Below are 20,388 nucleotides of genomic sequence, written 5' to 3'. Positions count from 1 at the left end.
GTGGCGCGCCGGCCTGTTGCCCGGCGGGCGCCGGCGCTGAACGGTTGCTTGGCGGGGGGCGAGTGGCGTTTACCGGAGGGGGCCGGGTTACTTGACGGCGCCGGCGGTGAGGCCGGCGACCAGGTAGCGCTGCAGGAGCAGGAAGCCGGCGACGATCGGCACCGACACGATCAGCGAGGCGGCCATGACCTGGTTCCAGTAGACCTGGACCTCGGTGGAGTACTCCTGCAGCCCGACCGCGAGGGTCCGGGTGCCCGAGTCGGTCATGACGGACGCGAACAGCACCTCTCCCCAGGCGGTCATGAACGAGTAGATGGCGACGGCGACGATCCCGGGGGCGGCGGCGGGCACCACGATCCGCAGCAGCGTGCCGATCGGGCCGTTGCCGTCGACCAGCGACGCCTCGTCCAGCTCCTTCGGGATCGAGTCGAAGTACCCGGCGAGCATCCAGATGGCGAACGGCAGCGAGAAGGTCAGATAGGTCAGCACCAGCCCGAGCCGCGTGCCGTAGAGCGCGACGCCGGTGCTGTTGCCGATGTTGACGAAGATCAGGAACAGCGGGAGCAGGAACAGGATGCCGGGGAACATCTGGGTGGACAGCACGCTCATCGAGAACAGCCGGCGGCCGGGGAAGCGGTACCGGCTGATCGCGTACGCGGCGAGGATCGCGATCACGACGGACAGCGCCGTGGCCGCCCCGGACACGATGAGGCTGTTGAGGAAGTAGCGGCCGAGCGGGATCGTCGTCCAGATGTCGGCGAACGGGCGGAACGTGATCGTCGAGGGGATCCAGCGCCAGTCGCGCTGCACGTCGCCCAGCGGTTTGAGCGCCGAGGTGACCATCGCGTACAGCGGCAGCCCGGTGAACAGCACGAGGAATCCCACGACGGCACGGCGCGCCCAGCGCACCCCCCGCGGCTCACGCATGGACCCGCCCCCTTCGCGACGTGACCGCCAGGTACCCGGCCGTGACCAGCAGCAGGAACAGCAGCAACAGCACCGACATCGCCGAGCCGAGCCCGAAGTTCCAGGTCACGAACGAGCTCTGGTAGATGTGCACGGAGATCAGCGACGCCTCGCGCGGCGCGGACTCGCCGAACAGCACGTACGGCGTGTTGAAGTCGTTGAACGTCCACAGGAACAGCACCAGCAGCAGCACCTGGTTGACCGGGCGCAGCAGCGGCTGGGTGACGGTGCGGAACCGGCGCCACCAGCCCGCCCCGTCGAGCGCGGCGGCCTCGTACAGGTCCCGCGGGATGTTCTGCAGCCCGGCCATGACGATCAGGAACGCGAACGGCCAGGTCCGCCACACCGACACCACGACCAGCGACCAGAAGCTGTTGCCGCCGATCAGCCAGAACGGCGCGTCCGGGCCGTCCAGGCCGAGCAGCCCGTTCACCATGCCGGTGTCGCGCTGCAGCATGAACGCCCATGTGATCACCGCCGCGTACATCGGCAGCGCGTACGGCACCAGGAAGAACGCCCGCAGCGCGCCGCGGCCGCGGAAGACCGGCTGCATCAGCACGGCGGCCGAGGTCCCGAGCAGCCACGCCGCCCCGACCGAGGCGAACGTGAACCCGGCCGTCACCCAGAACGAGTGCAGCAGCTCGCGGCCGACCGCGGAGTCGAAGTCGAGCATCACCCGGTAGTTGCCGAACCCGGCGTGCGGAGCCGCCGACCAGTCGCGGATGTAGAACTGGGTGAGCTTGCGGAAGCTCATGAGGATCCCCACCAGCATCGGCACGATGTGCACGAGCAGCTCCAGCGCCAGGGCGGGCAGCAGGAGCAGGTAGGGCAGCGCGATCCGGCGGCCCCGGGCGCGGGCGCGCCGGCGCGGAGGGCGGTCCCCCGCCGCGGGGGCGGCCGGGGGGTGGTCGGCCAGTGCCGTCATGGGCCTCAGCCTCCGGCGGCCAGCTGCTGGTCGGCCTGGGCGAGCTTGGCCCTGATGCCCGCGGCGTCGACCGTCCGCCCGGCGGCGACGTCGGCGAACATCGACTTCATCGCGGTGCCGACGAGGGTCTCGAACTGGCTCTCCTGCGGCACCTGCGGCATGGGCTCGGCGGTGCCGCTCAGCACGCTCTGGAACACCTTGACGTGCTCGGTCTGGAACGCGGGGTCGGCGTAGGCGTCCCTGACCGTGGGCAGCGAGCCGTAGGTCTTGTTGAGCAGCACCTGCTCCTCGGTGCCGGTCATGAACCGCACGAACTTCAGCGCGCCGTCGCGGTTCTCGGTGTTCTTGAACACCGCGAGGTTGATCCCGGCCACGAAGCTGTTGACCCTGCGGCCGCCGGGCGGGGGCTGGTCGGGCAGGGGGATCGGGGCGACGCCGAGCTCGTCCATCTTCATCCCGACGGCCTGGAACGAGCCCGCCGACGCCTGGTTCATGAACATCGCGGCCCTGCCGTCCGCCAGGTCCTTCAGCGACTTGGCGGTGTCGGTGTACTCGGCGTTGCTCGGGTTGACGATCCTGTGGACCTGCATCAGGTCGAGGTACTGCTTGATCGCGTTGGCGGCGGGATCGGACGCCAGCGTGGGCTTGGCGCCGTCGAAGAACCGGGCCCCGTGCTGCGCGCCGAGGATCGCGGCGTGGTGGGCGTTCTCGGTGACCTGCCCGGCCTGCAGGGTGAGACCCCACCGGCCCGGCTTGGTCAGCTTCTTGCCGACGTCGACCAGCTCGTTCCAGGTGGCGGGCGGCTTTGTGATGCCCGCCTCCTTGAACAGCCTCTTGTTGTAGTACAGGCCGTACGCCTGGCCGTAGAGGGGGACGGCGGTCGGCGGCTTGCCCTCGGCGCCGGTGGCGGCCAGGCAGGGGCCGAGGAACCGGTCCTTGCCGCCGACCTTGGCGAGCGTCGCGTCGTCGAACGGCAGCAGCGCCCCGGTGGCCTGCAGGGACGCCGACCATGTGTTGCCGATGTTGAGCACGTCCGGGCCCTCGCCGGACGTGGTGGCGGCCAGGATGCGGTTGAGCAGGTCGGGCCAGCCGATGACCTCCAGCTTGACCTTGATTCCGGTCTGGCGGGTGAACTTCGCCAGCTCGGGCTCCAGCACCCGCCGGTCGTGGTCGAGGCTGGTGCCCTGGTTGGAAGCCCAGTAGACGAGCTCCTTCGGGCCGCCGGCGGACGAGCCGCCGCCTCCGCAGCCGGCGGCGGTCACGGCGAGCAGCGTCAGCGCGGCCGCCGACGCCATCTGTCTGATGCCCATGGAGGGGTCCCTCGGGGGTCGGGGTGGAGGACGGAGGTGACGTGACGTACGCCACACTCCTTTTTTCACGGCTTGATTTAATCCTGGGGCCAGAGGGCCGTCAACACTTCCGGATGACTTTTTTCACGCCGTGAAGGAAGATGGGGCGAACAGCGGGGGAGGTGCCACGATGGCGCAGCGCAGGCGGGGAACGGTGCGTGACCTGCGCCGGGACAACCGTGCGGTACTGCTCAGGGCGCTGTACTTCAGCGGCCCGCGCAGCCGGCAGGAGCTCGCCGCGGAGACCGGGCTGAGCCAGGCGTCGGTCAGCAACGTGACCCGCGAGCTGATCCGCGACGGGATCGTCGCCGAGATCGGCTCGGTCGACTCCGAGGTCGGCCGGCCCCGGGTGCTGCTGCAGGTGAACCCCGAGTACGGCTACGTCGTCGGCGTGGACGTGGGGGAGACCCGGGTGCAGGTCGAGCTGTTCGACCTGGCGATGACCGAGCGGGCCAAGGCCGACTTCCCACTGGACCCGGCGCGGCATCCGGCGCCCGAGGTCGTCTCCCGGATCCTGGCCGGCATCGAGGCGGTCCTCGCCGACGGCGGCGTCCCGGACGAGGCGATCTTCGGCGTGGGCATCGGCGTGCCCGGCGTCGTCCAGCAGCGTCCCGAGGTGATCGTGGACGCCCAGACGCTCGGCTGGGACCGGGTGCCGCTGGAACGGCTGCTGCGCGCGGGCACCGGCCTGCCGCTGCTCATCGACAACGGCGCCAACACCATGGGCCAGGCCGAGCTGTGGTTCGGCGCCGGCCGCGGCACCCAGAACATCGTGGTCGGGCTGATCGGGTCCGGGGTGGGCGCCGCGATCATCTCGCAGGGCACGGCCGACCGGGGCTCGCCCGCCTCGGCCGGCGAGTGGGGCCACACCCCGGTCGTCGTCGGCGGCCGGACCTGCCGCTGCGGCAACGTCGGCTGCCTGGAGGCCTACGTCGGCGCCGAGGCCATGCTCGACCGCTACGCCGAGGCCGGCGGGACGATCACCGCGGCCGACCAGGAGTCCGCCCTGGCCGCCATGATCCTGGAGGCCGGCACCCCGGGCACCGTCGGCGCCCGGATCGTCGACGAGACCATCCGCTACCTCGGCGCCGCCATCGGCGGGCTGATCAACCTGCTCAACCCCGAGCGCGTCATCCTCGGCGGCTGGGCCGGCCTGCTCCTCGGCGAGACCTACCTGGACGCCATCCGCGAGGCCGCCCGCGGCCACGCCCTGAAGCACCCGTTCGCGACCACCTCGATCGAACTGTGCACCCTGGGGCCCGACGCGGTCGCGCTGGGCGCCGCCACCCTCCCCCTGGAACTCTTCCTGAACGGCCGAGGCGGCTAGGCCGCGTTCAGAAAACGTGGGGCCGGCGACAGAACAGGGCCCGCTCCCCTTTTCCGGCATATCCGGTGAGCGGGCCCTGAGCGTGGACAGATGTCCAATCACACCGACAGGTGAACCTTCTCGGCCGCACGGCGCTTTTGGCCACTGAACGCCTTGTGCCGAGCAATAGGTGTCCTACCCGGGGCGGCCCGAAAAAAGCGTTGCTCACGCCAATATTCGGGTCAATGTCCGGCATGGATGATGATCAGTGACGGGGCCGTACATGAACGCGCCCGAAATGCACTTATTTTTCCCCCGGGAGCCAGCGCGCGGGATCGTCCACGACGTCGGCGAGCTGGACCAGGGCGGCGCCGGTGGCGGCAGGGGCCGCGGTGCCGGCGGGGGCGTGCACCTCCGGCGCGGCCCAGCGGGCCGACAGCACCCGCCGGTTCAGATGCTCGCGCAGCGGCGGGACCAGCAGGTCCGCGAGCTCGGCGAGGTGCCCGCCGAGCAGGACCGTCGGGATGTCCAGGATGTTGACGGCGCCCGCCAGCGCCACGCCGAGCGCCCAGGCGGCCCGGTCGATCGCCCGGCGGGCGGCGGGATCGGCGGCCCTGACGGCGGCCGTCAGCTCCGTGAGGGGACGGTCGCCCGGCAGGCCGGCCGCCGTCAGCAGGGCGGCCTGCCCGGCGTACTGCTCCAGGCAGCCGGTCGACCCGCACCTGCACGGGGGGCCGCCGGGGTCGACGCAGACGTGCCCGATCTCGCCGGCCCTGCCGTGCCGTCCGGTCAGCACGGTGCCGTCCAGCACCGCGGCCCCGCCCAGCCCGACGTCGCCCGACAGGTAGATGAAATCGAGCACGGGGCCGGGGCGTCCCGGGGCGACCTCGGCGGCCGCGCGGGCCGCCAGATCGGCCTCGTTGCCGACGCGGAGCGGCAGTCCGGCACGCGACGCCCGGCGCAGGTGGTCGGCCGGGCGGATGCCGGACCAGCCGAGGTTGGGGGCGACCAGCAGATCGCCCGACCCGGCCGCGACGATGCCGGGCAGGGCCAGCCCGGAGCCGATCACCCGCACGTCGCCCGGCACGCGGTCCAGCAGGCGCGCCGCCAGCGCGTCCAGCCGCGCCAGCACGGCGGCGGGATCGCTGTCGCGGAGGTCCCCGGGCTCGGTGTGCTCGGCCAGCACCTCGCCGCCCAGGGTCAGCACGCGCCCGGCCAGGAACGTCACGTTGACCTGCAGGCCGAGCGCGGCGATCCGGCGGCCGCCCGCCAGGGGGCGGGCCGGCCGTCCCCGCCCGGTGACCGGCGGCGGGTCCCGCTCGTCCAGGACGCCTCCGGCGACCAGCTCGTCGACGAGACGCGCGGCGGTCGCTCGGGTCATGCGCGTCGCGGCCGCCACGCCCGCCCGGGTCGGCGGTTCCCGGGCGGCGAGCACGGTGCGGGTGACCAGGCCGAGGTTGGCCTCGCGCAGGGACGACTGCCGCAGCGACGACCGCTCCGCGGACGGGGGGCGCGCGTCGGCCGCGTCCCGCGCGGCGGGGGAGGACCTGGACATCACGCTGTTGACCCTAGCGGGCACCCCGATTACGTTCATCCGTGAAACAAAAACGAGGAGGTACCCGCGATGAGCCGTCGACCCACCCCCGCCGACCGCTTCTCGTTCGGTCTGTGGACGGTCGGCTGGACGGGCGTCGACCCGTTCGGCGTGGCCAGCCGTCCGGCGCTGGACCCGTGGGAGTACGCCGAGCGGCTGGCCGAGCTGGGCGTGTGGGGGGTGAGCTTCCACGACAACGACGTCTTCCCCTTCGACGCGTCCGAGAGCGAGCGGGACAAGCGCGTCGCCCGGCTGAGGGAGGCCGCCGACCGGGCCGGGCTGGTGATCGAGATGGTCACCACCAACACCTTCACCCACCCGGTGTTCAAGGACGGCGCCCTGACCGCCAACGACCGGTCGGTGCGGCGCTTCGCGCTGCGCAAGGTGCTGCGGGCCGTCGACCTGGCCGCCGCGGCCGGCGCCTCCACCTTCGTGATGTGGGGCGGACGCGAGGGCGGCGAGTACGACGGGTCCAAGGACGTCTTCGCGGCGATGGAGCGCTACAAGGAGGGGCTGGACACCGTCGCGGGTTACATCAAGTCCCAGGGCCACGGGCTGCGGATCGCCCTGGAGCCCAAGCCCAACGAGCCGCGCGGCGACATCTTCCTGCCGACCGTCGGGCACGCCCTCGCCATGATCTCCGAACTGGAGCACGGCGACATCGTCGGGCTCAATCCCGAGACCGGGCACGAGCAGATGGCCGGGCTCAACTACACCCACGCCCTGGGCCAGGCGCTGTGGCACGGCAAGCTGTTCCACATCGATCTCAACGGCCAGCGCGGGCTCAAGTACGACCAGGACCTGGTGTTCGGCCACGGCGACCTGATGTCGGCGTTCTTCACCGTCGACCTGCTGGAGAACGGCTTCCCCGGCTACCCCGACGGGCCGCGCTACACCGGTGCCCGGCACTTCGACTACAAGCCGTCCCGCACCGAGCACATGGACGGGGTCTGGGAGTCGGCCCGCGCCTGCATGGCGACCTATCTGATGCTGTCCGACAAGGCGCGCGCGTTCCGCGCCGACCCCCGGGTGCGGGAGGCGATGGAGTACGCCGGGGTGACCGCACTGGCGACCCCGACCCTGGCCGAGGGGGAGACGGCGCAGTCGCTGCTGGCTGCCGACGACGGCTTCGACCCGGACCGGGCCGCCGAACGCGACCTGGGCTTCGTCCGCCTCCAGCAACTGGCCGTCGAGCACCTCATCGGCTGACCGAAGCCCCGTCGCGCCGGTCACCGGCTCAACGGACGGAAGCGACACCGTGACAACCCTCCGGCCCGACCACGGCGCCGGTACACGGCGGTGCCTCAGGAGCCGGAGGACCGGGCCGCGGGGGTCGCGCCCGCGGGCCGGTCCTGGGCGCGGACGCCCCGGGCCACGTCGCGGACGACCGCGCGGGTCTCCAGCGGCCAGGTCAGCCAGGTGACCAGGGGGAATTCCGGCTCGGCCAGCGGCAACCACGGCCAGTCGGGCAGCAGGCGCCGGGCCGAGTGCGCCATGAGCAGCACCGCGTCCGCCTTCACCGCCTCGGCGAAGGCGCGTGCGTGCTGGGAGAACTGGGCGAACTGCCACAGCGGCACGACGCCGGCGTCGTGCCCCGCTACCACCAGCCGGTCGTCGACGACGGGGACCTGCTGCCTGCCGTGGGCGAGGATGCGCAGGTTGTCCAGGTCCTGCATCCGGCAGGCCGTGCCGTCCGCGAGCGGGTGGCCGGGACGGACGGCGAGCCCGAAGGGGAAGGCGAACAGGTGCTCGGCGTGCAGCCTGCCGGGCGGGTGTTCGTGGACCAGTCCGAGGTCGAGGCGGCCCTCGCGGATCATCCGCAGCTGCTCGGTGCTGCTGGCCTCGGTCAGGGTGACCGCGGCGTGCGGGAGCTCGGTCTCCAGCGTGGCCAGGACGTCCAGCAGCCATCCGTCCGGCACGCCCGGCGGGACGCCGATGTGCACGATCTCGCGGGTGCGGCCCATCGCCGAGCGCGCCATGTCGGGCGCGGCGTCGGCGAGGCGGAGCAGCAGCAGCGCGTGGTGGTGCAGGGCCGCGCCGGCGGGGGTCAGCGACGTTCCGCCGGGGGTGCGCTCGAACAGGGGCGCGCCGACGTCGCGTTCGAGCTGGCGGATCTGCCGGCTCAGCGACGGCTGGGTCAGGTGCAGCCGCTCCGCCGCGCGCGACAGGGAGCCCTCCGCCGCGACCGTGGTGAAGTAACGGAGATGACGCAGTTCCATCGGGCTCCTCGCTGACGGGGGGCATGCCTGACAGGCATGGCTCTTCTGATTTACGGGCATTGGACGCGCCGCTGTCAATCAGTGTGTACTGACCCGCAGCCGGGTGACGTCGAACGTTACGTGCGGTCAACGCGCCGAGGGGCTGTGCTGGCGACCTTCGCGCAGGGCCGCCCTCTGCCCTGGAGGCAGAGCGCCCGGCGTCGCAGAAGGGAACACCCAACCATGAGTCTCACTTCGGAACCGGTGGTCGTCCGGCATCCGTACCGCTGGGTGGTGCTGGCGCTGGCATGGGCCGCGTTCACCATGACCGCCGTGGACCGCTCCACCTGGGGCCCCGCCTCGGTCTCGGTCGGCGAGCACCTCGGCGTGTCGCTGGCCGGGCTCGGCGTCTTCGCCACCGGCTACTACGTCGGCTACGTCATCTCCAACGCCGCGGGCGGGGTACTGACCGACTGGCTCGGCCCCCGCGTGGTGATCGGCTGCTCGCTCTTCCTCGCCGGCGGGTTCATGATCCTGTTCGGTGAGACCGACTCGGTGGCCATGGGCATCGCGTTCCAGGCCGGGGTCGGCGTGTTCGCCGGGTGCGACTACTCCGCCGGGGTCAAGCTGATCTCCCAGTGGTTCCCGCCCAAGGACCGCGGCTTCGCCATGGGCGTGTTCATGACCGCCACCTCGCTGGGCACCGTGATCGCGAACGCGGTGGTGCCGAGCCTCATCGCCGCGTCCGGGTGGAGCGCGTCGTACCACCTGTTCGGCGCCGGCTCGATGGTCGTCGCCGTCCTGTGCCTGGTCCTGCTGCGCAACTCCGACGCCGGCGCCGGCGCCGCGCGGTCCGCGCCCGCGGCCCGGCGGGCGCCGGACCTGCGCCCGCTGGCCCGCAACCGCGACCTGTGGCTGATCGGCCTGGCCGGGTTCGGCGGCCTGTGGGGCACCTACGGCTTCATCACCTGGTCCAACGCGCTGATGATCAAGGGCAGCGGGATCTCCGCCACGCAGGCCGGCACCGTGGTCGCGATCTTCGGCGTCGCCGCCATCGTGGCCAAGCCGTTCATGGGCGTGGTGTCCGACCTGTTCGGCGGCCGGCGCAGGCTCCCGACCGTCATCGTGCTCGGCGCGTTCGTCGTGACGCTGCTGGCGTTCGGCACCCGCGACAGCCTGGCGGGGTTCCTGTGGGTGGCGCCGTTCCTCGGCGTCGCGGCGTACGTGTACAGCCCGCTGATGATCGCGCTGATCCCGGAGATCGCCGGCGTCGGGCTCGCCGGGTCCGCGGCCGGCGCGACGAACGCGTTCTGGCAGCTCGGCAGCACGATCGTGCCGGTGGTGCTCGGGGCGGTGTTCCAGGCGACCGGCTCGTTCTTCTGGGCCTTCGCCACGCTCGCCGTGGGCCCGCTGCTCGGCATGTTCCTCATGCTCGGGGTCCGGGAGGGCGACGCCGCCGTCCGGTCCCCCTCGGTCAGGGCGCAGGCCCTCGTCCGGTGAAGACGGCCAGGAAAGGAACCGTACTGTGACCGAACACTACGACGTCATCGTGGCCGGGGGCGGGTCCGCGGGCATCGCGGCCGCGATCGGCGCGCGGCGTGCCGGCGCGCGCACGCTCCTGGTCGAGCGCGGCCCGTGCCTGGGCGGCGCGGCCTCCCTGCGCAACGTCGTCACCTACTGCGGTCTGTACACCGAGGACCTGCGCCAGGTGGTGTTCGGCGTCGCCGAGCAGATGCTGGCCGGGCTGCGGGACATGGGCGCGGTGACGGAGCCGAAGCGGTTCACGGCCGTGGCGGTCGTCTTCGACCCCGAGGCGGTCAAGCGCGTCGCGGACGAGCTGTGCCACCGCGCGGGCGTGGACGTGCTGCTGCACTCCCACCTCCTGCAGGCCACCCGCCAGGACGAGCGGATCACCGCGGTCCGGGTGGCCGACCACTCCGGACTGCACGAGTACACGGCGGCCGCGTTCGTGGACGCCACCGGCGAGGCCGACCTGGCCCACCACGGCGGCGCGCAGGTGCGGTACGGCAACGACGGCCGGGTGCTCAACGGCACGCTCGCGGTCCGCTTCGGCGGCATCCCCGCCGACGTGCCGGTGACCCGCCAGGCCCTCGCCGCCGCGGTCCGCGCGGCCAAGCGGAGCGGCGGGGGGCACCTGACCGGAGAGGCCGGGCTGGTCGCGCGGATGCCGGTGTCCGGGGATCTGATCACCTACCTGGCCGACGAGGGCTACGACGCGCGCAGCGCCGCCGACACCAGCCGCGCCGAGCGCAGCGCCCGGCGGCAGGCCCAGGACTACCTGCGGGTCCTGCGTACCCTGCCGGGATGTGAGGGCGCCTACATCGTGGCGACCGGGCCGGAGCTGGGCACCCGGGAGTCCCGTCACCTCGTCGGCCGCGCCCAGCTGACCGAGGCGGACGTGCTGCGGCCCGGGCCGGTGGACGACGCGGTGGCGATCGGCGCCTGGCCGATCGAGTCCCACCCCGGGCCGGGCCTGCCCGTGGAATGGAAGCACATCGGCGAGCCGGGCTACTACGGCGTCCCGCTCGACGTGCTGCGCAGCCGCAACACGCCGAACCTGTTCGCCGGCGGCCGCACCGTCGACGGCGACCACGGCGCGGGCGCGTCCCTGCGGGTCATGGGCACCGCGTTCGCCACCGGCCAGGCGGCCGGGATCGCCGCGGCCTTCACCGCCCGCGACGGCGACGTGGACACCGCCGCCGTGCGGGACGAACTCGACCGCCAGGACGCCCGGCTGCCCCGCTGACCGTCCTAGGCCCGGGGAACTCACCATCCCTGATGGCCGACCTGGCGCGACGGCGGCACTCGCCGGGGTGCCGCCGCGCGGATGAAACCGCACCGCGCGGCGACGCGCTGGACGGTCACGTCCCGCAGCGCCGGGTCGGCCAGGGCGCGACGTGCCCGTTCCAGGCGCTGCCGGCGAATCCAGGCCGAGCCCCGGCCGAAGGGGGCGTTCGGGGACCTGGGGGGCAGCCGCCAAGCGTCGTGGCCGGAAGGGCCGAAAATGAGAGATCCCCAGGTTTGACATGAAGTCTGACCTGGGGATGGTGTGGTGGGCGATACTGGGATTGAACCAGTGACCTCTACCGTGTCAAGGTAGCGCTCTCCCACTGAGCTAATCGCCCGAGCCCGCGCCTACCTCGACACGGGGGTTGAGGTGGAGACGGGATTCGAACCCGTGTACACGGCTTTGCAGGCCGTTGCCTCGCCTCTCGGCCACTCCACCGGGGAGTTCAGCCCGGCCGTATACAGGGCCTCTCAGAGCGGACGACGGGATTCGAACCCGCGACCCTCACCTTGGCAAGGTGATGCTCTACCAACTGAGCCACGTCCGCCTGCCTTTCCGGGGATCTCCCCGGGGGCGCAGTGATTACTTTAGCGGAAACTCCGAGTGCTTGCGTACTCGTCGCCGCGGGACACCTCCGCGTGCAGGGAGTTCCAGAAGGAGAGCTCCTCGTCCTCGCGCAGGTGGGCGATGCGGCCCCAGAACTCGCGGTCCTCGGCCTCCTGGGCGACGGCCGCCGACAGCGCGGGCATCACGGTGGTGCCGGCGTCGGCGGCGTCCAGGTCGGCGGGGGTGAGGTCGGGCGGGAGGGCGACCGGGGTGGCCGGGCGGTGGTGCTTGCCGCGCTTGCGGAGCCGCACGGGGGGCGACGAGGGCGCCTTGGCGGCCGCGGCGCGCCCGGCGGCCAGGGCGAGGGTGCCGCACAGGACGAAGGCCAGGACGCCGCCGAGCACCGTCTCCTGGGCGGGGAGGTGGTGGTCGGGGGAGGACGGCTCATGCTTGCGCGTCTCCGTGCGGGCCGTGGCCGGGGTGTCGGTGAGCTTCTCGACGGACGGCGGGGGAGCGGCGTGCTTGGGGGCGTACTTCTTCTCGACCTTGACCCTGCCGGGGAAGCCGAAGCCGACGACGGTGTCCATGCTGCGGGTCTTGCGGGTGAGCTTGTAGCCGTCGGCGTTGGCCTCGATGGTGTGGAGGGTCTTGCCGTCCACCTTCTCCACCAGGCCCACGTGGTCGATCTGGTCGATGTCGCCCGAGCCGCTCCAGTCGAAGAACACCAGGGCGCCGGGTTCGGGCTCGGTGCTCCAGGCGTCGTGCTTCTCGAACCACTTGGCGTGCTGCACGGTGGCGGCGAACTGGCCGGCCTGCTCGGTGACGCCGGCCTTGTCGGCGGCCCAGGCCAGGAACATGTCGCACCAGGGGGCGGTCTTGAAGTAGGAGTCGCCGTCCTCGATGTTCTTGGCGTACCAGTCGCCGTACTTGGTGTAGCCGTCGCCCTTCTCGGTGTATCCGAGCTCGTCCTTGGCGATTTCGAGCAGCTTCCTGCCGATGGGGTCCATGACGCTCCCTGTGCCGCCGGCCTGGTCGGCTGACGGGTCAGGGCGCACGCGCCCGACCCGGTCGACACGCCACCCTGGGTTTCAAGGTCACGCGCTGGTCTCGGTGGAATGTAGCGAAGGTAAAGAGCGAGGGGCAAGTGACGGCATGGAAAACGGGTGATTCGGACTATGTGGTCGTGACCGGGCAGGGTCAGATCACGTATAGCCCCTCGGGAGCACCGCGACGGGGCACGGTGCGGCGCGCAGCACCTTCAGCGCGTTCTCGCCGAGGAAGACGCGGTGGGCCGTGGCGTCCTCGCTGCTGGCGCAGACCAGCAGTTCGGCGTCGCTCCAGCCGACGGCGTGCAGGGCGTCGGCGATGTCGTCGCCCTCGCCCAGCTCGGCCTCGACCGACTCGGCGTCCAGGCCGGAGGAGTCGCGGGCCAGCCGGATCGCCAGGGCCAGGTCGTCGCGGAGCCGTTCGGCCTGGTCGGCGTCGACGGCGAGGGTGAGCAGCCGCAGCGGGATGCCGAGGACGGTGGCGGCCTGGGCGGCCCGGACGACCGCCTCGTCGCACTGGGGCCGGCGGACGTAGGCGACGGTGATGCGGTCGAGCTCCTCGCGGCGCTCGTACCCGGCGGGTGCCAGCATCACCGCCTCCGTGGCCGAGTGCAGGAGGTGGTCGCCGGTGCTGCCGACCGCGATGCGGCCGCGCGCGCCCCCGGCGGGGGATCCGATGACGATGAGGTCGGCGCCGGCTCTGCTGGCCAGCACCGACAGCCCGCGTGCGACGCCCCGGCTCTCGTGGGCGACGAACTCGGCGGGCTGGTCGTCCAGCAGTGCCGCGGCCTGTTCCAGGAGCGCGTGGGCCTCACCGGCGGCCGCGGGGCGGTCGGGCGGGTGGACGGCGGCGACGGTGAGCCGTCCGCCGCTGCGTGCCACGACCCCGCGGGCCAGTTGCAGGGCCTCGCGGCCGCCGGCGTCGGGGGTGAAGCCGGCCAGCACGTGTTCGCCGATCATGCCGGGGTCATTCCCCCGTTCGGCGGCCGGTCACCGTTGCGGCGATTTCTCCCCGGCACTGGGGCGCTGAGCAGGGGATTCGCGGACCAGGAGGCGGCGGGCTCGCCGAGGTTGCGGTAAATTCACCACTTCCGACCGCTTTGTTGATTTTTGGGGGATTTGTGGTTCCAGCGACGGAAGCGCCGGACCTGGTCGCCGGGAGGTGGACCATCGACCCGGCGCACTCGGAGGTGACCTTCGCGGTCCGCCATCTCATGACCACGGTCCGCGGCAGCTTCGCCGAGTTCAGCGGCGAGATCCTGGTCCGCGAGGACCCGCTCGCCTCGACCGCCGCCGCCGAGATCGCGCTGGCGTCCGTGGACACCCGCAACGCCGAGCGGGACGCGCACGTGCGCTCGGCCGACATCCTGGACGTCGCGACGTACCCGTCCATGACGTTCGTCAGCACCCACGCCGAGCGGGCGCTGGTCGGACGGCGGGCGCGCCGTCCGCGCTACCACGTGGACGGCGACCTGACCATCAGGGGCGTCACGCGGCCGGTGCGGCTGCTCACCGAGTACCACGGCGTGTCCAGCGACCCGTGGGGCGGCACCCGCGCCGGGTTCACCGCCACGACGTCCATCAGCCGCAGCGACTTCGGCATCGAGTTCAACATCCCGCTGCAGGGCGACAAGGTCGTCCTCGGCGACTCCATCGCCGTCGGGCTGGAGATCCAGGCCGTCCTCGCCGACGCCTGACCCGCCCCGGCCCGGTCATCCGCGGCGCCCGGCCCGGCCGGGCCGTGTCATTCGCCGACGACGCCGTCGGCCAGCTCGCGCACCACGTCCAGGTGACCGGCGTGCCGGGCGTACTCCTGCAGCAGGTGGAACAGGATCCAGATCAGCGACGGGGCCGGTCCGGAGTCGCCCAGTCGCCCGCCGGCGGACGCGACGTCGTCCAGCCGCGCGCCCGCGACGATGCGCCGGGAGTGCGCGCACGCGTCCAGGAACGTCGCCCGCACGTCCTCGAAGGTCTCCTCCGCGGCGACGTGCCAGCGGCCGCCGGGACCCGGATCGGCGGCGGAGCGGTCGCCCCACGGATCGGGGACGGGCTCGTCGGCGAACCTGCAGCGCAACCAGCGCGTCTCCACGTACGCCAGGTGCTTGAGCAGCTCCAGCGGGGTCCAGCCGGACGGGAGCCGGGACGTGCGCAGCTGCTCGTCCGACAGCCCGTCCAGCTTGCGCAGCACCGCGTCGCGGTAGTGGTCGAGATAGCCCGTGAGCAGGTCGCGCGGGTCGGTCAGCGTCACGTCCGGTTCCGCCGGGGGCTCGACATGGGTGACCATGGGGCCACCCTATTAGTGTTCGGGGTGCAGCGCTCCGCCGATGTACGAGGCGGCCAGCAACGTGAAGATGTACGCCTGCAGCAGCTGGACGAACACCTCGAACGCGGTCATGACGATCGTCATGACCAGGCCGACCACGCCCACCCCGAACCCCGCCGGGGACAGCGCGTCCACCAGGAACCAGTACGCCACGGTGGCGAAGAACGCGATCAGCAGGTGCCCGGCGAACATGTTGGCGAACAGCCGGATGGCGTGCGTGACCGGACGCAGCACCAGGTGGTGCAGCAGCTCCAGCGGCGCGTAGAACGCGTACACCCACACCGGCAGCCCGGGCGGGAACATGATCCCGCGCAGGTAGCCCACCAGGCCCTGGTGCCGCACGCTCAACGCCACGTACAGCACGTACACCACCAGCGCCAGCAGCAGCGGGACCGCGAAGTGCGAGGTCGCCGGGAGCTGCAGGCCCGGCACCACGCCCATCAGGTTCATCACCGCGACGAACAGGAACGTCGAGAACAGGAACGGCATCCAGGCGTCGGCGTCCCTGCCCAGCATGGGACGGGCGACCTGCTCGCGGACGAACAGGTACAGCACCTCGCCGGCGTTCTGCACGCCGCGCGGCACCAGACGGGGGCGGGCGAACGCCCGAGCGCAGAACCCGATCACGACGAGCGCCGACAGCCCGATGATCAGGATCGGCTTGGTCAGCCACCGCAGCCAGTGCGGACCGCCGGGGAACAGCGGGCCCCAGTCGAAGATCTCGGTGCCGGGCGCCTGGAACCCCGGTTCTCCTCCGGAGGCGAGTACCGTGACGACGCTCACCCCGTCCCTCCTTCCGGGATCTCGTCAGCCGAAGGCGGTCAGGGACAGCCAGTGGTCCAGCAGCGGCCGGTCCCCCGAGACGGCGACGTGGGGCTCCTCGGGCGGGACGCGCCGGGACAGCACGAGCAGCAGGTCCGTCACCGATCCGCGCAGTGTCACGTCGGCGTCGGCGTCGGCCGTGCGCTGGCACGCGACCCCGTCCGGCCGCCGGGTGATCAGCCAGCCGGTCACGTGCGGTTCGGACGGGCGCAGGGCGATCCGCTCGCCGTCGCCGCGCAGCTTCGCCAGGGACGGGTTGAGCGTCGCCGCCCTCGGCCCGGACAGCATGTCCATCGCCTCGTCGATCGCGTCCGCCGCGAGGTCGGAGGCGAGGGCGTAGCCGTCCAGCCGGTCCACGCTGATCGCGGCGTCGGCGTGGTGGACGGCGGTGTCGTACAGCATCCGGCGCACCCAGAAGCGCGCGGGGCGCGGCCCGAGGAACGTCCACACGGTCGTGTCCGGGCCGACCGTGTCGACCGCGTCGAGCAGGCGCTCCGCCCCGTCCCGCAGCCAGCCGGGCCACTGCGCGGGGTCGTCCGGCGCCTTCTCGGGGACCATCGGGAGGAGGTCGGCGGAGCGTTCGGCCACCAGCGTCGCCGCCCACCGGTGGCCGTTGCCCACGTGCGCGACGAGGTCGCGCAGGCACCATTCGGGGCAGGTCGGCACGTGCCGCTCGGGTGCGGCGCCGTCGGTCATGCGGGCCAGCCCGGCGGTGTGCTCGCGCAGTCCTTCGCAGAGGAGTTCCAGAGACGGCTCTGTCACGGTGATCCCCCTTGTCGTCGTGTGAGTGGGACGCCCGTACCGTAGAAGCTCCACCCGGGTGGAGGTTCAAGTGGCTGTGACCGACGACACGACGCGCGATCCCGGCCTGGGGATCGGGGACCTGGCGCGCCTGACGGGGGTGCCGGTCCGCACGATCCGCTTCTACTGCGACGAGGGGGTCCTGGACGCTCGCCGCAGCACCGGCGGGCACCGCAGGTTCGACCGGGACGCGGTGGACCGGCTCCGGCTCGTCCGGCGGCTGCGCGGCTTCGGTCTCGGCCTGCCCGCGATCGTCCAGGTGCTGAACGAGGAGCGGTCCCTCGGCGAGGCGGTCGCCGCCGAACGCGCCGCGCTCGACGTCGAGCTCGCCGCGCTCGCCTGGCGCCGCGCCCGCCTGTGCGCGCTGGAGGAGGCGGGGCCGGCCGGCCGCGCCGCGCGCCTGGAACTGCTGGAACGGGTGGAGGACGGGCACGCCGCCCGGGACGCGCTGGTCGCGTTCTGGCGCGGCCTCATCGTCGGCCCGCTGCCCAAGCCGCTCCGGGACGCCTTCGTCGAGGTGTCGGTGCCCGAGCCGCCGGACGATCCCACACCGGCGCAGGTCGTCGCGTACGCGGAGATGGTCACGCTCGCGCAGGACCGGTCGCTGACCACCAGGATGCGCGCGCTCGCCCGGGGCAACGCTCCGCAGATCGCCGACCTGGGCGCGCTGATGGTCGGCGTCGGGGAGGCGTGGCGGCTGGTGGCCCCCGCGCTGCTCGCCGGGCGGACGCCCGAGCCCGGCCCCGCGCTGGACCGCTTCGTCGACGCCCACGTCCAGGTACGGCACGGACGGCGCGATTCCCCGGAGTTCCGCCGTGAGCTGTACGAGATCCTGGAGCCGGACCTGGATCCGCGCCTGGAGCGCTACTGGCGCCTCGTCACCGAGATCACCGGCGACGTCGCCACGCTCGGCGCCGCGCAGGCCTGGCTGGTGCGCGCCCTGTACGGCTGCGTGCGATCCGAACAGTAGGGCCCGCCGGGGGACGGGCCGGGTGGACGTCGGCCGTCCGGCGCGTCCACCCGGCCACCCCCTTCCAGCGTGGCGGCGACATCCCCGGTCGGTCGCCGTGCCGCTCGTCCCGTGGTACGGACCCGTGCGCCCGCCGGTTCATCCGGCGTCCCGGCCGCTTGCGATCATGGGGAATGACCGGGCCGCGCACGCGGTTCGGTAGGATAGTTGAAAGTTCTACAAACTCTGAGAGGTCGGGTCATGCAGTTCGGGATCTTCAGCGTCGGCGACGTCACGCCCGACCCCACCAACGGCCGGACGCCGACCGAGCACGAGCGGATCAAGGCGATGGTGACGATCGCCCTGAAGGCCGAGGAGGTCGGCCTGGACGTGTTCGCCACCGGCGAGCACCACAACCCGCCGTTCGTCCCCTCGTCCCCCACCACGATGCTCGGGTACGTCGCCGCGCGCACCGAGCGGCTGATCCTGTCGACCGCAACCACGCTGATCACCACCAACGACCCGGTGAAGATCGCCGAGGACTTCGCCATGCTCCAGCACCTGGCCGACGGCCGCGTCGACCTGATGCTGGGCCGCGGCAACACCGGCCCCGTGTACCCGTGGTTCGGCAAGGACATCCGCGACGGGATCCCGCTGGCCATCGAGAACTACAACCTGCTGCACCGGCTGTGGCGCGAGGACGTGGTCGACTGGGAGGGGCGTCACCGCACGCCGCTGCAGGGCTTTACCTCCACCCCGCGTCCGCTGGACGGGGTGCCGCCGTTCGTCTGGCACGGCTCCATCCGCAGCCCGGAGATCGCCGAGCAGGCCGCCTACTACGGCGACGGCTTCTTCGCCAACAACATCTTCTGGCCCAAGGAGCACTTCCAGCGGCTGATCGGCCTGTACCGGCGGCGCTACGAGCACTACGGGCACGGCAGCGCCGACCAGGCGATCGTCGGCCTGGGCGGCCAGGTGTTCATGCGCAAGAACTCCCAGGACGCCGTCCGGGAGTTCCGGCCCTACTTCGACAACGCGCCGGTCTACGGGCACGGGCCGTCACTGGAGGACTTCATGGCCCAGACGCCGCTCACCGTCGGCAGCCCGCAGCAGGTGATCGACCGGACCCTGGGGTTCCGCGAGTACTTCGGCGACTACCAGCGGCAGCTGTTCCTGATGGACCACGCGGGCCTGCCGCTCAAGACCGTTCTCGAGCAGCTGGACATCCTGGGGGAGGAGGTCGTCCCGGTGCTGCGCAAGGAGTTCGCCGCGCTGCGTCCCGCGCACGTCCCCGAGGCGCCCACGCACGAGTCCCTTCTCGCCGCCGCCGGTGCGAAGGCCGGGGAAGCGGAGGCCGCGCGATGACGGCGCGTTCGGCGGGCGGGCGGACGATCGCGGTGGTCTCGGCCGGGCTGGGACAGCCGTCCTCGACGCGGCTGCTGGCGGACCGGCTCGCGGCCGCCGCGGCCGACGCCCTGCGGGACCGCGGCGCCGGCGCCGAGGTCGTCACGGTGGACCTGCGCGACCACGCGCACCAGATGGTGGACGCCACGCTCACCGGGTTCACGGCCGGGGCGCTGCGCGACGCCGTCGAGACGGTGACCGGCGCCGACGGCCTGGTCGCGGTCACGCCCGTCTTCAACGCCTCCTACAGCGGGCTGTTCAAGACGTTCTTCGACCTGCTGGAGCGCGGTTCGCTGGAGGGCCTGCCGGTGCTGATCGGCGCCACCGGCGGCACGGCGCGCCACTCGCTGGTGCTGGAGCACGCCGTCCGCCCGTTGTTCGCCTACATGCGGGCCGTGGTCGCGCCGACGGCCGTCTACGCCGCCTCGGAGGACTGGGGCTCCGGACGGTCCGGCGGCGTGGACGGGCTGCCCGAACGCGTCGCCCGGGCCGGGGACGAGCTGGCGTCGCTGGTCGCCGCACGTCCCCCGGCGGCGGCCCGCCGGGACGCCCAGGACGCCGACCCGTACGAGGATCCTGTCCCGTTCGAGCAGTTGCTGGCCTCCGGCGGGCAGTGAACGCCCGTCCGGATCAGGAGGCGGGACGGAACGGCACGACTCCGGCCGCGAGCATGCCCTCGGCGGCGGCGCCGCGCAGGCGGTCCTCGAAGTCGCCGAGGCCGCCGGCGACGCCGACCGTTCCGGCGAACAGCATGATGTAGCCCAGCATCGCGGCCCGCTCGGCCCACCCGGGCGGCGTGCCGACGCCTTCGGCGCGGCAGAACGGCCGCCCGGGAGGGTCGAGCGGGGACCGGACGGTGAACGCGCCCTCGCGGTCGAGCGACGCGCTCCACTCGGGGGCCATTGGTACATGCAGGTCGGGCGCGTCCGTGGCCAGGCCCAGACCGCCCCGCAGGCACGCGGCGACCAGCGCGCCGGTCGGCTCCCGGCCGTGCGACCCGGGAGCGGGCGTGCGGTCGGGGTCGTCCAGCAGCGCCAGCGGCACCGCCCCGTTCGGCGTGGGCAGCGCGCTCAGCATCACGTCCAGCCGGAACACCTCGGCGCCCCGGCGCGGCGGCGGGCCGCCGCCGGGCGTTTCGTTCATGCCTTGCGCTCCCGTTTCGCGGTACGGAAAACGCGACCGAGTTTGAGAGGCGGCCGGGCCCGGGGCGGTGCAAGGGGAGTGGCTTTCCCCTGGGGCCCGGCGGCCTCGGTCCCTCTCGTCAGGATCGCTGCGGGGCCACGGCCGGGGGCGAGAGGCCGAAACCCCTGGGTGAGGAGAGGGACTATGACCATAACTCCGCAGGTCAGC

The 20,388-nt window shown here is 72.6% G+C and carries 19 protein-coding genes and 3 tRNA genes; 8 read left to right on the top strand and 14 right to left on the bottom strand.

From position 1 onward, the window contains the following. Positions 1 to 87: 87 nt before the first annotated feature. The 3 genes from ABD811_RS31540 to ABD811_RS31530 are packed head-to-tail and all read right to left on the bottom strand — an operon-like array spanning position 88 to position 3,201. Complete coding sequence (locus ABD811_RS31540; RefSeq protein WP_344955063.1) at positions 88 to 927, bottom strand: carbohydrate ABC transporter permease; 840 nt, start codon at positions 925 to 927, stop codon at positions 88 to 90. Further along, a complete protein-coding gene (locus tag ABD811_RS31535) occupies positions 920 to 1,891 on the bottom strand; it encodes a carbohydrate ABC transporter permease (RefSeq protein WP_344955061.1) in 972 nt (323 codons plus the stop codon). The genes ABD811_RS31540 and ABD811_RS31535 overlap by 8 nt, the downstream gene beginning before the upstream one ends. Positions 1,892 to 1,896: 5 nt before the next feature. Then, a complete protein-coding gene (locus ABD811_RS31530) occupies positions 1,897 to 3,201 on the bottom strand; it encodes an ABC transporter substrate-binding protein (protein WP_344955059.1) in 1,305 nt (434 codons plus the stop codon). A 169-nt stretch (positions 3,202 to 3,370) separates the two neighbouring features. Here ABD811_RS31530 and ABD811_RS31525 point away from each other — a divergent pair, with 169 nt between their 5' ends. After that, on the top strand, positions 3,371 to 4,567 hold the full coding sequence (locus ABD811_RS31525; protein ID WP_344955057.1) for an ROK family transcriptional regulator: 1,197 nt from the start codon (positions 3,371 to 3,373) through the stop codon (positions 4,565 to 4,567). A 283-nt stretch (positions 4,568 to 4,850) separates the two neighbouring features. Here the strand turns inward: ABD811_RS31525 and ABD811_RS31520 are convergent, their stop codons facing one another. After that, the gene (locus tag ABD811_RS31520; RefSeq protein ID WP_344955137.1) at positions 4,851 to 6,101 is read right to left on the bottom strand and encodes an ROK family protein; all 1,251 of its coding nucleotides are present in this window, start codon (positions 6,099 to 6,101) and stop codon (positions 4,851 to 4,853) included. Between the two features lie 69 nt (positions 6,102 to 6,170). Here ABD811_RS31520 and xylA point away from each other — a divergent pair, with 69 nt between their 5' ends. Continuing rightward, on the top strand, positions 6,171 to 7,349 hold the full coding sequence (gene xylA / locus ABD811_RS31515) for a xylose isomerase (RefSeq protein WP_344955055.1): 1,179 nt from the start codon (positions 6,171 to 6,173) through the stop codon (positions 7,347 to 7,349). A 95-nt stretch (positions 7,350 to 7,444) separates the two neighbouring features. Here the strand turns inward: xylA and ABD811_RS31510 are convergent, their stop codons facing one another. Continuing rightward, on the bottom strand, positions 7,445 to 8,359 hold the full coding sequence (locus ABD811_RS31510) for a LysR family transcriptional regulator (RefSeq protein WP_344955053.1): 915 nt from the start codon (positions 8,357 to 8,359) through the stop codon (positions 7,445 to 7,447). A gap of 222 nt (positions 8,360 to 8,581) precedes the next feature. On the opposite strand from ABD811_RS31510, the gene ABD811_RS31505 reads away from it, so the two are divergent. Further along, positions 8,582 to 9,838 (top strand): MFS transporter, encoded by a 1,257-nt coding sequence (locus ABD811_RS31505; protein ID WP_344955051.1) that lies wholly within the window; start codon positions 8,582 to 8,584, stop codon positions 9,836 to 9,838. A 25-nt stretch (positions 9,839 to 9,863) separates the two neighbouring features. After that, the gene (locus tag ABD811_RS31500) at positions 9,864 to 11,105 is read left to right on the top strand and encodes an FAD-dependent oxidoreductase (RefSeq protein WP_344955049.1); all 1,242 of its coding nucleotides are present in this window, start codon (positions 9,864 to 9,866) and stop codon (positions 11,103 to 11,105) included. Between the two features lie 304 nt (positions 11,106 to 11,409). Here ABD811_RS31500 and ABD811_RS31495 read toward each other — a convergent pair. The 5 genes from ABD811_RS31495 to ABD811_RS31475 form a co-directional block, all read right to left on the bottom strand. After that, positions 11,410 to 11,484, bottom strand: a tRNA-Val gene (locus ABD811_RS31495). A 30-nt stretch (positions 11,485 to 11,514) separates the two neighbouring features. Continuing rightward, positions 11,515 to 11,585, bottom strand: a tRNA-Cys gene (locus tag ABD811_RS31490). Positions 11,586 to 11,621: 36 nt separating this feature from the next. Then, a tRNA-Gly gene (locus tag ABD811_RS31485) sits at positions 11,622 to 11,694 on the bottom strand. A gap of 40 nt (positions 11,695 to 11,734) precedes the next feature. Continuing rightward, positions 11,735 to 12,700, bottom strand: coding sequence for a CHAP domain-containing protein (locus tag ABD811_RS31480; RefSeq protein WP_344955047.1), 966 nt, complete (start codon positions 12,698 to 12,700; stop codon positions 11,735 to 11,737). Between the two features lie 195 nt (positions 12,701 to 12,895). Beyond that, a complete protein-coding gene (locus ABD811_RS31475; RefSeq protein ID WP_344955045.1) occupies positions 12,896 to 13,699 on the bottom strand; it encodes a universal stress protein in 804 nt (267 codons plus the stop codon). Positions 13,700 to 13,860: 161 nt separating this feature from the next. Here ABD811_RS31475 and ABD811_RS31470 point away from each other — a divergent pair, with 161 nt between their 5' ends. Then, on the top strand, positions 13,861 to 14,436 hold the full coding sequence (locus tag ABD811_RS31470) for a YceI family protein (protein ID WP_344955043.1): 576 nt from the start codon (positions 13,861 to 13,863) through the stop codon (positions 14,434 to 14,436). Positions 14,437 to 14,483: 47 nt separating this feature from the next. Here the strand turns inward: ABD811_RS31470 and ABD811_RS31465 are convergent, their stop codons facing one another. From ABD811_RS31465 to ABD811_RS31455, 3 genes are read right to left on the bottom strand one after another with little or no spacing between them, the layout of a single operon-like run. Then, positions 14,484 to 15,023 (bottom strand): DinB family protein, encoded by a 540-nt coding sequence (locus ABD811_RS31465; protein WP_344955042.1) that lies wholly within the window; start codon positions 15,021 to 15,023, stop codon positions 14,484 to 14,486. A gap of 12 nt (positions 15,024 to 15,035) precedes the next feature. Further along, on the bottom strand, positions 15,036 to 15,845 hold the full coding sequence (gene atpB / locus ABD811_RS31460; RefSeq protein WP_344955041.1) for a F0F1 ATP synthase subunit A: 810 nt from the start codon (positions 15,843 to 15,845) through the stop codon (positions 15,036 to 15,038). A 24-nt stretch (positions 15,846 to 15,869) separates the two neighbouring features. Then, the gene (locus tag ABD811_RS31455; RefSeq protein WP_344955039.1) at positions 15,870 to 16,646 is read right to left on the bottom strand and encodes a maleylpyruvate isomerase family mycothiol-dependent enzyme; all 777 of its coding nucleotides are present in this window, start codon (positions 16,644 to 16,646) and stop codon (positions 15,870 to 15,872) included. Positions 16,647 to 16,716: 70 nt separating this feature from the next. On the opposite strand from ABD811_RS31455, the gene ABD811_RS31450 reads away from it, so the two are divergent. The 3 genes from ABD811_RS31450 (at position 16,717) to ABD811_RS31440 (ending at position 19,655) form a co-directional block, all read left to right on the top strand. Then, complete coding sequence (locus ABD811_RS31450) at positions 16,717 to 17,655, top strand: MerR family transcriptional regulator (protein ID WP_344955038.1); 939 nt, start codon at positions 16,717 to 16,719, stop codon at positions 17,653 to 17,655. A 240-nt stretch (positions 17,656 to 17,895) separates the two neighbouring features. After that, positions 17,896 to 18,999 (top strand): LLM class flavin-dependent oxidoreductase, encoded by a 1,104-nt coding sequence (locus ABD811_RS31445; protein ID WP_344955036.1) that lies wholly within the window; start codon positions 17,896 to 17,898, stop codon positions 18,997 to 18,999. Beyond that, entirely contained in the window at positions 18,996 to 19,655 is a 660-nt protein-coding gene (locus ABD811_RS31440) for a CE1759 family FMN reductase (RefSeq protein ID WP_344955034.1), read from the top strand. Before ABD811_RS31445 ends, ABD811_RS31440 begins: the two co-directional genes overlap by 4 nt. A gap of 13 nt (positions 19,656 to 19,668) precedes the next feature. On the opposite strand, the gene ABD811_RS31435 is transcribed toward ABD811_RS31440, so the two are convergent. Further along, complete coding sequence (locus ABD811_RS31435; protein ID WP_344955032.1) at positions 19,669 to 20,181, bottom strand: hypothetical protein; 513 nt, start codon at positions 20,179 to 20,181, stop codon at positions 19,669 to 19,671. Positions 20,182 to 20,388: the final 207 nt, after the last annotated feature.

The sequence above is a fragment of the Actinomadura miaoliensis genome, assembly GCF_039536785.1.
Taxonomy (GTDB): domain Bacteria; phylum Actinomycetota; class Actinomycetes; order Streptosporangiales; family Streptosporangiaceae; genus Spirillospora; species Spirillospora miaoliensis.
Note: the sequence above shows the minus strand (reverse complement) of the source record. Positions and strands in the feature narration are given on the sequence as shown.